Raw genomic sequence first — 14,693 nt, 5'->3', positions numbered from 1 at the left:
ACTTAGCATGAGCGCTCACTACAACGTAAAGCGTGCCGTCATGAACCAGTCCAGAAACGTCATTCGCTACATCAACGCCGCCCATGTGATCGATCACATGTTCATGCTGATTTTCCCCGCCGCCGTGCTCGGCATGACCCAGGCCTTCGCCCTCGACTATGCCGCGCTGATCGGCCTGTCGCTGGGCGGCTTCATCGCGTTCGGCGCGTGTTCGCTACCGGCCGGCTGGCTGGGGGACCACTGGAGCCGGCGGCAGATGATGCTGGTGTTTTTCTTCGGCATCGGTGCCTCGGCGATCTTCACCGGTCTCAGTAACAGCCCGACGATGCTGGTCATCGGCCTGACCCTGATCGGCATTTTTGCCGCGATCTATCACCCGGTCGGCACGGCGATGCTGGTGGCCTATGCGCAGAATCGCGGGCGCGAGATCGGTATCAACGGCATGTGGGGCAACCTCGGGGTGGCGTTCTCGGCACTGATCACCGGGCTGCTGGTGGCGCAGTTCGGCTGGCGTTCGGCATTCCTGATCCCGGGTGCGGTGGCGATTGTGCTGGGGATCGGTTTTGCTTTGCAGGTGCGCGAAGAACCGATTCCCAAGCGCTCGCACACCGCGCTCAAGGGCGCCGGCGGCCAGCGCATTTCGATGTTCATGGTGTTTGGCGTGCAGGCCCTGGCCACGGCCACCGGCGGGGTGGTGTTCAACGCCACCACCATGACTTATCCGAAACTGTTTCAGGATCGCTTGCATGACCTGTTCGCTTCGCCGCAAACCCTCGGTGTGGTGGTCAGCCTGGCCTATGCCTTTGGTGCGATTGCCCAGTTGAGCATCGGCCGGGTGTTGCATCGCGTCAGCCTGAAGTGGCCGTTTATCGCGCTGACGTTGTGCCAGGCGCCGTTGCTGTTCGCCCTGGCTTATGTCGATGGGTGGGCGGTGATCGCCGTCGGGGCGGCGTTCATGTTCGTGGTGTTTGGCCAGGTGACGGTGAACGATTCGATGGTCGCCAACTTCGTTGCGCCGCAATGGCAGTCGCGGGTGTTTGCCTTGCGTTACTGTTTATCGTTCGGTGCCAGTGCGACGGCGATTCCGCTGATTTCTTATGTCGAACCGCGCCATGGTTTTGTGGGGCTTTACCTGATTCTCGCGGGTTTTGGCGCTTTGACTTTCCTCGCTGCGGTGGTTTTCCCACGTACGCCTTCCGAAGCGGCTGTAGGGCAAACGGCCTGATCGGTGACGAATACCGGCAAATGCTGGCGCAAAGCTAGCATTTGTACGGCTCTGCAAATCATTCCTTTGGCTGATTTGGCTGACGTATAAGGGTTCTAGAGTACGAAACTCCAAAGCCAACACCGTGCAGTCAGAAAAGGGATTCTTATGTTGCAGACTCGCGTTATTCCGCCCGCCGAAGGGGCGTACCAGTATCCACTGCTGATCAAACGGCTGCTGATGTCGGGCGCCCGTTACGAGAAAACCCGCGAGATCATCTACCGTGACCAGCTGCGCTACAGCTACCCGACGCTGATCGAACGTGTCGCGCGACTGGCCAACGTGCTGACGGCGGCCGGGGTCAAGGCCGGTGACACCGTGGCGGTAATGGACTGGGACAGCCATCGCTACCTGGAGTGCATGTTTGCGATTCCGATGATCGGCGCGGTGATTCACACCATCAACGTGCGCCTGTCGCCGGAACAGATTCTCTACACCATGAATCACGCCGAGGACCGCTTCGTGCTGGTCAACAGCGAGTTCGTCGGGCTGTACCAGGCCATCGCGCCGCACCTGACCACGGTGGAGAAAACCCTGCTGCTGACCGATCTGCCGGTAAAAACCGCCGACCTGCCGAACCTGGTGGGTGAGTACGAGCAACTGCTGGCGGCCGCGAGTCCGCAGTACGACTTCCAGGATTTCGACGAAAACTCGGTTGCCACCACGTTCTACACCACGGGCACCACCGGCAACCCGAAAGGCGTGTATTTCACCCATCGGCAACTGGTGCTGCACACCATGGGCGTGTCGACCATCATGGGCGCCATCGACAGCGTGCGGCTGCTGGGCACCAACGACGTGTACATGCCGATCACCCCGATGTTCCACGTGCATGCGTGGGGTCTGCCGTACGTGGCGACCATGCTTGGGCTCAAGCAGGTTTATCCGGGGCGTTACGACCCGGAGTTCCTGGTCGAGCTGTGGCGCAAGGAGAAGGTCACGTTCTCCCATTGCGTGCCGACCATCCTGCAGATGGTGCTCAACGCCAAGGGCGCGCAAGGCACCGATTTCGGCGGCTGGAAAATCGTCATCGGCGGCAGTGCGCTCAATCGCACGCTGTATGAAACGGCCAAGAGCAAGGGCATTCAACTGACGGCCGCGTATGGCATGTCGGAAACCGGGCCACTGGTTTCGTGCGCGCATCTGAACGACGAATTGATGGCGGGCACCGAAGACGAGCGCACCACCTACCGGATCAAGGCCGGCGTGCCGGGGCCACTGGTCGAAGCGGCCATCGTCGATACCGAGGGCAATTTCCTCCCGGCCGACGGTGAAACCCAGGGCGAACTGGTGCTGCGCGCTCCATGGCTGACCGAGGGTTACTTCAACGAGCCGCAGAAGGGCGCCGAGTTGTGGGCCGGCGGCTGGCTGCACACCGGCGACGTCGCCACGCTGGACAGCATGGGCGTGATCGACATCCGCGACCGGATCAAGGACGTGATCAAGACCGGCGGCGAGTGGATCTCTTCGCTGGACCTCGAAGACCTGATCAGTCGTCACGTGGCGGTACGTGAAGTAGCAGTGGTGGGCATCGCCGATCCGCAGTGGGGCGAGCGTCCGTTTGCCTTGCTGGTGGTCCGCGAAGGGCATGCAATCGGGGCGCGCGAGCTCAAGGAACATCTCAAGCCGTTCGTTGAACTGGGGCACTTGAGCAAGTGGGCGATTCCGAGCCAGATCGCGCTTGTTACTGAAATTCCCAAGACCAGTGTCGGCAAGCTCGACAAGAAGCGCATCCGCCTCGACATCACCGAATGGCAGGCCAACAACAGCACCTTCCTCTCGACGCTCTGAGCGTCCTCTGGCGCGCCGAAAACGGCGCGCCAGACCCACCAAGCAAGCGCTTGGCTTGTGAAATCCGAATTTTCAGCCATCCTTGCCGTGCCGACATGTGTCGGACTGGCGAAAGGACTGTTCCAGAGTGGTTGGCAGCTGCAAATCACACTTTAGAGGGATCAAGCAGTACCACCTGCTGGCTATAGTCCGCTCAAGGATTTTTAAGAACGGGGCACACGCACAAACGGGGCGATGCAACATTGAAGCGATTTCGGGAAGCCTCTGGCGCCCGGTCCTTCAGGCGTTTTTAAAAGTACTCACTGCCATAACAATAATGCACATGGAGTAGCGTCGATGACCTCAGTAAACCAGTTCTGGCGCCGGGCAAAGCTGCCTCTGGCCGTCAGTCTTGCTTCTTCGCTCGCCGGGCCCGCATTCGGCGTCAGTTTCAACGTCGGTGAAATCGAAGGCCAGTTCGACTCCTCCCTGTCGATCGGTGCCAGTTGGTCCACCCAGAGCCCGAACAAGAACCTCATCGGCGTCAACAACGGCGGTCACGGTCTGTCCCAGACTTCCGACGACGGCCATGCCAACTTCAAGAGCGGCGAAACCTTCTCGAAGATCTTCAAGGGCATCCATGACCTTGAACTGAAATACGGCGACACCGGCGTGTTCGTCCGTGGCAAGTACTGGTACGACTTCGAACTGAAAGACGAGAGCCGCGAGTTCAAGGACATCAGCGACAGCAACCGCAAGGAAGGCGCCAAGTCCGCCGGCGGTCAGATCCTCGACGCCTTCGTCTACCACAACTACGCGATTGCCGATCAGCCTGGCTCCGTGCGTCTGGGCAAGCAGGTGGTGAGCTGGGGTGAAAGTACCTTCATCGGCGGCGGCATCAACTCGATCAACCCGATCGACGTATCCGCGTTCCGTCGTCCGGGCGCCGAGATCAAGGAAGGCCTGATCCCGGTCAACATGTTCTACGTGTCCCAGAGCCTGACCGACAACCTGTCGGCCGAAGCCTTCTACCAGCTCGAGTGGGACCAGACCGTCGTCGACAACTGCGGCACCTTCTTCTCCCAGCCGGACATCATTGCCGACGGCTGTGACAGCAACCTGCGGGTGCTGAACAAGCGTTCGACCATTCCTGCCATCGCTTTGGGGCCATTGGCGGCCAACGGCGTCAACGTCAATGAGGAGGGCGTTCTGGTCCAGCGTGGCGGTGATCGCGATGCACGCGACAGCGGCCAGTGGGGCGCTTCCCTCAAGTACATGTTCGAACCGCTCGACACTGAGTTCGGCGCTTACTTCATGAATTATCACAGCCGCGCGCCGATCTTCAGCGCCACCGGTGCGCCGCAATCGGTCTACAACACAGCGCGCGCGCTGCCAGGGCCGTTTGCCGCGCTCGCACCGCTGCTGGTGGCGGGCAACTCGAAGTACTTTGTCGAATACCCTGAAGACATCCGTCTCTATGGCCTGAGCTTTTCCACCACCCTGCCTACCGGTACGGCGTGGAGTGGCGAACTCAGCTACCGGCCGAACGCGCCGGTGCAGTTGAACTCCACTGACATCCTGTTCGCCGGTGTGCGTCCACTGGGCGGTGCGCTGACTAATGCTTCGCTGCTGACAGGTGTTCCGGGCCAGGACCTGCATGGCTATCGTCGCAAGGAAATCACCCAGTTCCAGACCACGCTTACGCACTTCTTCGATCAGGTCATGGGCGCCAGCCGTCTTACCCTGGTGGGTGAAGTGGGCGTGACTCATGTCGGCGGTCTGGAAAGCACCTCCGACGTCCGTTACGGCCGTGACCCGGTCTACGGGCCTGGCGAGTTACCGGCCACTGGCACGACCAATACCTGTGCCAACATTCTCAACGCCAGCACCATCAACGGTGCAGGCCCTGGTTCGCCACAGAACAACCGTAGCCGCAACTGCACCAATGGTGGCTTCACCACATCGACTTCGTGGGGTTATCGCGGTCGCGCCATCTGGGAATACAACGACGTGTTCGCCGGCGTGAACCTCAAGCCGAACGTGGCGTGGTCCCACGACGTCAGCGGCTACTCGCCAGGCCCTGGCGGCAACTTCGAAGAAGGTCGCAAGGCGGTGAGCCTGGGCGTCGATGCCGAGTACCAGAACACCTACACCGCGAGCCTGGCCTACACCAACTTCTTCGACGGCAAGTACACCACCGTGGATGACCGCGACTTCGTGGCGCTCAGCTTCGGCGTGAACTTCTAAGCACTGCATTTTCAGGACGAACGAATTTATGAAAATAACAAAAAGTCTGTTCCACGCCGGTGTTCTGGGCCTGTCGCTGCTGGCGACCGGTGTCATGGCGGCGGTGCCCGCCGCCGAAGCGGACAAGCTGGGCAAGAGCCTGACCCCGATGGGCGCCGAAATGGCCGGTAACGCCGACGGCTCGATCCCGGCCTGGAAACCGATGCCGAAGAATGCCGGCAGCGTCGACGCCCGTGGTTTCCTGTCTAATCCGTACGCCAGCGAACAACCACTGTTTACCATCACTGCAAAGGATGTAGACAAGTACAAGGACAAGCTCGCGCCGGGTCAGTACGCGATGTTCAAGCGTTATCCGGAAACCTTCAAGATGCCGGTTTATCCGTCGCATCGCGGCGCGACTGTGCCGGATGAAGTGTTTGCTTCCATCAAGAAAAACGCCACCACCACCACCTTGGTATCCGGCGGCAACGGTCTGGAAAAGTTCGAGACCGCAGTGCCGTTCCCGATTCCGAAAACCGGCGTCGAAGTGATCTGGAACCACATCACCCGCTATCGCGGCGGCAGCGTGACCCGTCTGGTAACCCAGGCCACGCCGCAACCGAACGGCTCCTACAGTCTGGTGTATTTCCAGGACCAGTTCGTGTTCCGCGACAAGATGAAGGATTACGATCCGGCGAACCCGGGCAACATCCTGTTCTACTTCAAGCAGAAAGTGACCGCGCCGGCGCGACTGGCCGGTGGTGTGCTGCTGGTGCACGAAACCCTCGACCAGGTGAAGGAACCGCGTTCGGCGTGGGTCTACAACGCTGGTCAGCGTCGTGTACGTCGCGCTCCGCAAGTATCCTATGATGGCCCGGGTACTGCGGCGGACGGCCTGCGTACCTCCGACAACCTGGACATGTTCAACGGTGCACCGGACCGTTACGACTGGAAGCTTGAAGGCAAGAAAGAGATGTACATCGCCTCCGACAGCTACAAGCTCGACGATCCGAAGCTGAAGTATGCCGACATCATCAAGGCCGGTCATATCAACCAGGATCTGGCCCGTTACGAGTTGCGCCGCGTCTGGCACGTCGTGGCGACGTTGAAAGAAGGTCAGCGTCACATCTACGCCAAGCGTGATTTCTACATCGACGAAGACACTTGGCAGGCCGCAGTCATTGACCATTACGACGGCCGTGGCCAACTGTGGCGAGTGGCCGAGGCGCATGCGGAGAACTACTACGACAAGCAAGTGCCGTGGTACGCCCTGGAAACCCTCTACGACCTGCAGTCCGGTCGTTATCTGGCACTGGGCATGAAGAACGAAGAAAAGCAGGCGTATGACTTCGGCTTCACCGCCACCACCAGCGACTTCACTCCAGCCGCCCTGCGTCAGGATGGTGTTCGCTAAGCTCCTGTAAACCGAGGCCGCATCCTCGTGAAAACGCCCCGACAGGTTCGGGGCGTTTTTTTGCCTTTCGCTTTTTCCGTAGCCTTTTTGTAGCCATTTGTAGCAACGACCTTCATAACCGCTCCGTTTAAGGCTAGTCTGCGGGCATCTGCTACGCCGCCAACAGCCATACAAACAAGAGCCGGCCATGACTGATCTGTCCCCACTTCCGGGCCCTGCAAGCGTTGCCGTCGCGGCACTGGACGGACGTTTTTTCCGTCCGCCGCTGCCCGACGGCTACGTGCTGCGACCCCGTTTGTGCGAGCGCTTGAGTGCCGGGCTCGGAGGGCGCCTGTTGCTGGTCAGCGCCCCGGCCGGGTTCGGCAAGAGTTCGCTGGCGGTGGAGTTCTGCCAGAGTCTGCCGGCACACTGGCAAAGCCTGTGGCTGGGGCTGAGCCCGCGGGACAACGATCCGGGGCGGTTTCTCGAACGTCTTCTCGAAGGTTTGCAGGATTACTTTCCGCAATTGGGCAGCCGGGCATTGGGGCTGCTGAAAATGCGTCAGCGCCACCAGCCCTTTGCCTTCGAAGAATGGCTCGACGGCCTGCTGGATGAACTGGCGCTGCATCTGCAACCGACGGCTCCGCTGCTGTTGGTACTGGATGATTACCATCTTGCCCAGGGGCCGGTGCTCGACCGTTGCCTGCAATTTTTCCTCAATCATTTACCGGATGGCCTGGTGGTCATGGTCACCAGTCGGCAGAGGCCGGACTGGCATCTGGCCCGTCTGCGGCTGTCGCGCCAGTTGCTGGAACTGAACGAACAGGATCTGCGCCTGACCCACGATGAAGCCCTGGCACTGCTCGATCGTCACAGCAGTTCCCTGCGTGGTGAAGCGCTGGAAAACCTGATCCAGCGCAGCGAAGGCTGGGTGGCCGGGCTGCGTTTCTGGCTGCTGGCGATTGCTGAAGCCGGTACCGAATCGGCCCTGCCGCAAGCGTTGAACGGCGGGGAAGGGCTGATCCGCGAATACCTGCTGGAAGAAGTCATCGATTGCCTGCCTGCCGAGGTTCAGGCGTTTCTTTATGACACCGCACCGCAGGAGCGCTTTTGCAGCGAACTGTGCGACGCGGTGCGCGAAGCCCATGACAGCGCGGAAATCCTGCGTTTCCTGCTGGCGCATCAGGTGTTCCTGGTGCCGCTGGACGAGCACGGGCACTGGTATCGTTATCATCACCTGTTTTCCGACCTGTTGCGCAGCCGGCCTATCACCCGGGCACTGGTGCCGGCCGCGACGCTGCATCTGCGCGCCTGCCGCTGGTTCAATGCGCAGGGGTTGCTGGATGAAGCGGTGGAACAGGCTTTGCGGGCTGGGCATCTGGACGTGGCGGCAAACCTGGTACAGAACCTCTCCGAGGAGCAACTGCTGGCCGAGCAGAACGTCGGCATGCTGCTGCGCTGGAAGATGGACTTGCCCGACAGCCTGCTGATCAGCACTCCGCGCCTGATCGTGTTGTACAGCTGGGCGCTGGGCCTGGCCTGTCAGCTCGATGCGGCAGAGGAACTCGCCAGTCATCTGAGTCGGTTTCTGCCGGCACCATCGGCCACCGCACAGAAATCCATGCTGGCCCAATGGCTGGCGCTCAAGGGCATCATCGCCCGTGGGCGAGGCCATCGCGAGCAGACCATCGAGTATTGCAGCGAGGCACTGGAAAGCCTGCCGGCCAAGCGCTACGGCCAGCGCCTGATGTGCCTGTCGACCTTGTCCAACCTGGCGATCGCCGACGGTGATCTGTGGCGCGCACGAGGTCTGAACCGCGAGTCGCTTGAGCTGGCGCAGCGGGTCGGCAATCCCTTGTTCGAGGCACTGGCGCATTACGATCGTGCGCGGGTCCTGCAGGCGCGCGGCGAAATCCTGCGTGCGCTCGATGAAGTGCGCCAGGGGCTGGAGCGCTTGCGCGGATTGTCCGCACAGCGTTTGTACGCCGTGCGTGCGCGCCTGACGCTGTATGAGGGGTTTCTGCTGGCCATGCGATTGCAGCCGCAGGCGGCAAGGGCGCGATTGCAGGCAGGCCTGACGGAAGCGCGGGCCTGCCGTGACATCAGTGTGTTGATCGGCCACTGTGTGATTGCACGACTCGACGGCAGCAGCGACGATTTCGCCAAGGCCTTCGCCGAACTGGCCGAAGCCGAACGCCTGATGCACATCTGGGACGTCCCGCCGATCTACTACCTGGCGATGATCACCCTGGTCAAATGTGAGCTGTGGCTGGCTCAGGGGCGTATCGATCTGGCCGAAGCCTGGCTGGCACGACTGGGCCAGACCTACACCGGTGAACGCGCGGCGGCTCCGCCGGAGTTTCATCCGCAGCTGCCGTTGCATGTCGAATTGCAGCAGGCGCTGCTGGATGTCATTCAGGGGCAGCCAATGCTCGCCGAAGGGCGCTTGAACGTGTTGCTGGAAAACGGCCAGCAGACCGGGCGCCAGTTATTGAGTGTGATGGCGTTGACGCAGAAAGTGGCGCTGCTGTTGGTAAACGGTCGCGAACCCGAGGCCCGCAAATCCCTGGCCCAGGCATTGGAAGCTGCCAATGGCGGGGTGTTGCAGCCATTCGACATTCTGGTCAAAGACCACGCCGATTGGTTGCGCGGGCAATTGTCGCTGAATGCGCCGGGCCTTGTCGGTCAGCAACTGCTGGAGCATTTCCCGCGGCCAGTTTTGCGCACGGCGCAGGATTCTCCGGTCACTGAACAGTTGAGCAGCCGCGAACTGGCGGTTCTGCGTCTGATCGCCCAAGGCTGCTCGAATCAGGAAATCAGCGAGCAACTGTTCATCTCTCTGCATACCGTGAAAACCCATGCCAGTCATATCAACAGCAAGCTCGGGGTGGAACGGCGGACTCAAGCCGTCGCCCGGGCCAAGGAGTTGGGTTTGATAGGCTAGTTTTTTGTATTTCCCTTCGATGTACATCAGAAAACACAACGCCCCGAACAAGTCGGGGCGTTGTGTTTTTTACGTTCGGCTTATGTTACTGGCCGGCACAGAATGCATCAGGCCACCAGGTCATTCGCGCTGAAACTGTTTACCCCTACCAGCTGGATTTCAAAATCCGCACCGGCGTTGCCGCTGACATTACCTGACAGGACATGATCGACGAAGCGAACTTGACCTGCACCGGTGAAGTTGTCCGCGCCAATGAAAGTGAAGCCATTGAAGCCGGCACTCAGCAAATTGGCATCGAAGTGAGTCAGGTCAATCTTGTCACCCTGCAAACGATTGAAGTCGGTAATGACGTCACGATTTGCGCCCAAGCCCATTTCATTCACGGCATTGAATACAAATGTATCCGCTCCGCCCCCACCGGTCAGGGTGTCGGCACCGGCGCCACCGTCAAGAATGTTGGCCTGGTCGTTACCGATTAATGTGTTGTTCAAGCTGTTACCGAGCAGGGTGAATGTCCCAGCCCCCGAGAGGGTGACATTTTCGACGTTCTGCAGATTGCTTATGCCGAGATCGACGACATTTGTCTGCGCGGTCGAAGGATATAGCAGGATCAGGGTGTCATTTCCTTCAGCTGCATTTTCCTGAATCAACGTCAGTTCGGCTGCTTGATCGAGGGCGTAAGAGTCGTCGCCCTTGCCACCAATCATTGTATCGATACCCGCGCCGCCATTGAGCTCGTTGTTACCGTCGTTGCCAGTCAGAACGTTGTTCAAGGCGTTACCGACTGCATAGGTATTCGCGGTGCCGGTCAGCGTCAGGTTTTCCAGGTTGGCACCCAGTTTCCAGCTGATCGATGATTTGACCGTGTCAATTTCGTTCGCCAGGGTACTGGTTTCACTGATGACGTCATTGACGTTGTCGACGATGTAGGTGTCATTGCCGGTACCGCCAGCCATGAAGTCGGCACCCAGGCCGCCGTCGAGGATGTTGTTTCCGCTGTTGCCGGTGATGCGGTTGTTCAATGCGTTGCCGGTGCCGTTGAGGTTGTCGCTGCCCAGCAGGTTGAGCCACTCGACATTGGCGCCCAGGGTGTAATCGATCACCGAGTTGACGGCATCGATCTGGGTTGGCGAGGCATCGCGCTCGATGACGACATCGCCGACATTGTCGACGAAGTAGCTGTCGTTGCCCGCGCCGCCGTCCATGGTGTCGGCGCCTGCCATTCCGTTCAGGGTGTTGTCCTGGGCGTTACCGATGAGCACGTTGTCCAGACTGTTGCCGGTCAGACTGGCTGCGTTGCCGATCAACTGGCCTTCTTCGATGTTGGCGCTCAAGGTGTAGTTAACGAAGCTGAGCACCGTATCGTAACCTTCGTTCGCCGCTTCGATGACGATATCGCCCGCATTGTCGACGGCGTAGGTGTCGTTACCCTTGCCACCACTCATCGTGTCGACGCCGGCACCCCCGTTGATTTCATTGTTGCCGTCGTTGCCGATCAGAACGTTGTTCAAGGCATTGCCGATTGCATAGGTGTCGCTGGTGCCGGTCAGTGTCAGGTTTTCCAGGTTGGCGCCCAGTCGCCAGTTGATCGAGGACAGAACGGTATCGATCTCGTTCGCCAGGGTACTGGTTTCACTGATGACGTCATTGACGTTGTCGACGATGTAGGTGTCATTGCCGGTACCGCCAGCCATGAAGTCGGCACCCAGGCCGCCGTCGAGGATGTTGTTTCCGCTGTTGCCGGTGATGCGGTTGTTCAATGCGTTGCCGGTGCCGTTGAGGTTGTCGCTGCCCAGCAGGTTGAGCCACTCGACATTGGCGCCCAGGGTGTAATCGATCACCGAGTTGACGGCGTCGATCTGGGTTGGCGAGGCATCGCGCTCGATGACGACATCGCCGACATTGTCGACGAAGTAGCTGTCGTTGCCCGCGCCGCCGTCCATGGTGTCGGCGCCTGCCATTCCGTTCAGGGTGTTGTCCTGGGCGTTACCGATGAGCACGTTGTCCAGACTGTTGCCGGTCAGACTGGCTGCGTTGCCGATCAACTGGCCTTCTTCGATATTGGCGCTCAAGGTGTAGTTGACGCTGGCCTGTACTGTGTCACTGCCCTCGTTCGCGGCTTCAACGATGATGTCGCCGGTATTGTCGACGATGTAGGTGTCGTCACCCAGGCCGCCGACCATGCGGTCGCCTCCTGCACCACCGTTGATCACATCATTGCCAGCGCCGCCGAACAGGTTGTTGGCCAGGGCATTGCCGATCAACACGTTGTCCAGTTCATTGCCGGCCAGGCTGATGGCGTTGCCGATCAACTGGCCTTCTTCGATGTTGGCACTCAAGGTGTAGTTAACGAAGCTGAGCACCGTATCGTAACCTTCGTTCGCCGCTTCGATGACGATATCGCCCGCGTTGTCGACGGCGTACGTGTCGTTACCCTTGCCGCCACTCATCGTGTCGACGCCGGCACCCCCGTTGATTTCATTGTTGCCGTCGTTGCCGATCAGAACGTTGTTCAATTCGTTACCGACTGCATAGGTATTTGCGGTGCCGGTCAGCGTCAGGTTTTCCAGGTTGGCACCCAGTTTCCAGCTGATCGATGATTTGACCGTGTCAATTTCGTTCGCCAGGATACTGGTTTCACTGATGACGTCATTGACGTTGTCGACGATGTAGGTGTCATTGCCGGTACCGCCAGCCATGAAGTCGGCACCCAGGCCGCCGTCGAGGATGTTGTTTCCGCTGTTGCCGGTGATGCGGTTGTTCAATGCGTTGCCGGTGCCGTTGAGGTTGTCGCTGCCCAGCAGGTTGAGCCACTCGACATTGGCGCCCAGGGTGTAATCGATCACCGAGTTGACGGCGTCGATCTGGGTTGGCGAGGCATCGCGCTCGATGACGACATCGCCGACATTGTCGACGAAGTAGCTGTCGTTCCCCGCGCCGCCGTCCATGGTGTCGGCGCCTGCCATTCCGTTCAGGGTGTTGTCCTGGGCGTTGCCGATGAGCATGTTGTCCAGATCGTTGCCGGTCAGGCTGGCGGCGTTGCCGATCAACTGGCCTTCTTCGATATTGGCGCTCAAGGTGTAGTTGACGCTGGCCTGTACTGTGTCACGGCCCTCGTTCGCGGCTTCAACGATGATGTCGCCGGTATTGTCGACGATGTAGGTGTCGTCACCCAGGCCGCCGACCATGCGATCGCCTCCTGCGCCACCGTTGATCACATCATTGCCAGCGCCGCCGAACAGGTTGTTGGCCAGGGCATTGCCGATCAACACGTTGTCCAGTTCATTGCCGGTCAGGCTGATGGCGTTGCCGATCAACTGGCCTTCTTCGATGTTGGCGCCGAGGGTGTAGTCGATATAACTCACTACCGTGTCGTAACCCTCGTTTGCAGCCTCAATGATAATATCGCCGACGCTGTCGACGGCGTAGGTGTCGTTCCCTTTGCCGCCGCTCATAGTGTCGCTGCCGGCGCCACCATTAAGAGTGTTGTTTCCGTCGTTACCGATGAGTACGTTGTTCAGCGCATTACCGATGGCATAAGTGTCTCGGGTACCGGTCAGAGTGAGGTTTTCGAGATTGGCACCCAGTGCGTAGTTGACCGACGAGTTAACCGTGTCGATCTCGCCGATCAGGGTGCTGGTTTCACTGACGATGTCGTTTACGTTGTCGACAATGTAGGTGTCATTGCCTGTGCCGCCAGCCATGAAGTCGGCACCGATGCCGCCATCAAGGATGTTGTTGCCGGCATTACCGTTGATACGGTTGTTGAGCGAGTTACCGGTACCGTTCAAGTTATCGGTGCCAAGCAAGGTCAGGTTCTCGACGTTGGCGCCCAGGGTGTAATCGATTGTGCTCATGACGCTATCGATTTCCGTAGGCGATGTGCCGCGTTCGATGACCACGTCGCCAACGTTGTCGACAAAGTACGTATCGTTACCGGCGCCACCATCCATGGTATCTGCACCTTCCAGACCCACCAGCGAATTATCCAGAGCGTTACCGATCAAGGTGTCATTGAAATTCGAGCCGAAGGCGTTTTCGATATTGGTGCCGTAAGCGATGGCCAGGCCTGAATTGAACAAGCTGCCATCTGGAGCCAGGAATGCTTTGCCGATAGTGCTGAACTGGCCTGGATTGAGGTTGATGCTGACGCCTGAAAGCTGATTACTGGCATCGATCGTGTCGGAGCCGCCACCATCCCAGATAGTTTCGAATACGGACTTTGTCGGCGCCCAGGAGTAGACGTTATTGCCTGCCTGCCACTGAGTATTGGCGCCATACAGACTCTGGATGGCGAGAATATCCAGCAGCATCGGAGTCGTGGGTTGATAGGAGTAAGAGTCGTTGTAACTCATGACGGTGAAGCGTACGTCGTCCAGTGACGGATCCAGCAGCAGCTTGTTGTCCGGCGTGGTGTCGAATGGGTGCTTGAGGCCCAGCGCGTGGCCGATTTCATGCACGAACGTCAGGTAGTCGAACGAGCCTTTTACCGGGTTTGGATCGTCGGTGGATGGGCCGATCCAGACATCGCCACCAGCAGGTGTTTCGTCGGGGAAGTACGCCCATGCGGCGTATTTGCTATCCATGCCCATGTAACCACCGAAGCGCAGATCTCCGACATTGGCAGCCGATTCAGGCACCAGGGAGAATTGCACGTTGGCGACAGCGCTCCAGCCACTCAACGCGCTGATGACAGCCGATTGTTGTGTGTTGGACAGCGTGAAACCGTTCAAATACTCATTCGACGGACTGTAGTCACGGGCGAAAAACGAACCGGTGTCGATGAAACTGTAGGTGAGTTTGACCGGCATTCCTCTCTCGTCCCAGCGGCCGGTCCAATGATCATCCGCCAGCAAGGCGTCGACAGACTTGTTACCGGTCATACTTGTAAAAGTGGTAAACGAATAGCGGAGAGGGCTTGGCATGGGACGTTCCTGGTTGATATCTGCGGTCCTTCCTGAACGCGACCGCTACAAAAATATGATTTTGCATGAGAAATTGTACATTTGACATCATTGAGCCACTATTTTCTGATTAGTGGCGTCAATTCTCTGACCTGGCGATCTGTGTCGGCGAGTGAAGTAGAATCCTTAGGC

The 14,693-nt window shown here is 59.2% G+C and carries 6 protein-coding genes; 5 read left to right on the top strand and 1 reads right to left on the bottom strand.

What is annotated here, in order from left to right; translation table 11 throughout:
• Nucleotides 1–40 precede the first annotated feature (40 nt).
• The 5 genes from LOY31_RS24115 to LOY31_RS24095 all read left to right on the top strand — a co-directional run bounded on the left by LOY31_RS24115 (nucleotide 41) and on the right by LOY31_RS24095 (nucleotide 9,597).
• Nucleotides 41–1,225, top strand: a complete 1,185-nt coding sequence (locus LOY31_RS24115) for an MFS transporter (protein ID WP_221534758.1) — start codon at nucleotides 41–43, stop codon at nucleotides 1,223–1,225.
• Between the two features lie 147 nt (nucleotides 1,226–1,372).
• Complete coding sequence (locus LOY31_RS24110) at nucleotides 1,373–3,055, top strand: fatty acid--CoA ligase (protein WP_221534757.1); 1,683 nt, start codon at nucleotides 1,373–1,375, stop codon at nucleotides 3,053–3,055.
• A gap of 336 nt (nucleotides 3,056–3,391) precedes the next feature.
• Nucleotides 3,392–5,281 (top strand): DUF1302 domain-containing protein, encoded by a 1,890-nt coding sequence (locus LOY31_RS24105; protein ID WP_221534755.1) that lies wholly within the window; start codon nucleotides 3,392–3,394, stop codon nucleotides 5,279–5,281.
• Nucleotides 5,282–5,309: 28 nt separating this feature from the next.
• On the top strand, nucleotides 5,310–6,674 hold the full coding sequence (locus tag LOY31_RS24100) for a DUF1329 domain-containing protein (RefSeq protein ID WP_221534753.1): 1,365 nt from the start codon (nucleotides 5,310–5,312) through the stop codon (nucleotides 6,672–6,674).
• A gap of 187 nt (nucleotides 6,675–6,861) precedes the next feature.
• Nucleotides 6,862–9,597: a LuxR C-terminal-related transcriptional regulator gene (locus LOY31_RS24095; RefSeq protein WP_085606940.1), complete on the top strand. Its 2,736-nt coding sequence runs from the start codon at nucleotides 6,862–6,864 to the stop codon at nucleotides 9,595–9,597.
• A gap of 107 nt (nucleotides 9,598–9,704) precedes the next feature.
• On the opposite strand, the gene LOY31_RS24090 is transcribed toward LOY31_RS24095, so the two are convergent.
• Nucleotides 9,705–14,522: a M10 family metallopeptidase C-terminal domain-containing protein gene (locus LOY31_RS24090; RefSeq protein ID WP_258712294.1), complete on the bottom strand. Its 4,818-nt coding sequence runs from the start codon at nucleotides 14,520–14,522 to the stop codon at nucleotides 9,705–9,707.
• Nucleotides 14,523–14,693 lie beyond the last annotated feature (171 nt).

This window comes from Pseudomonas sp. B21-021, from assembly GCF_024749205.1.
Lineage (GTDB): Bacteria > Pseudomonadota > Gammaproteobacteria > Pseudomonadales > Pseudomonadaceae > Aquipseudomonas > Aquipseudomonas paraglycinae.
Note: the sequence above shows the minus strand (reverse complement) of the source record. Positions and strands in the feature narration are given on the sequence as shown.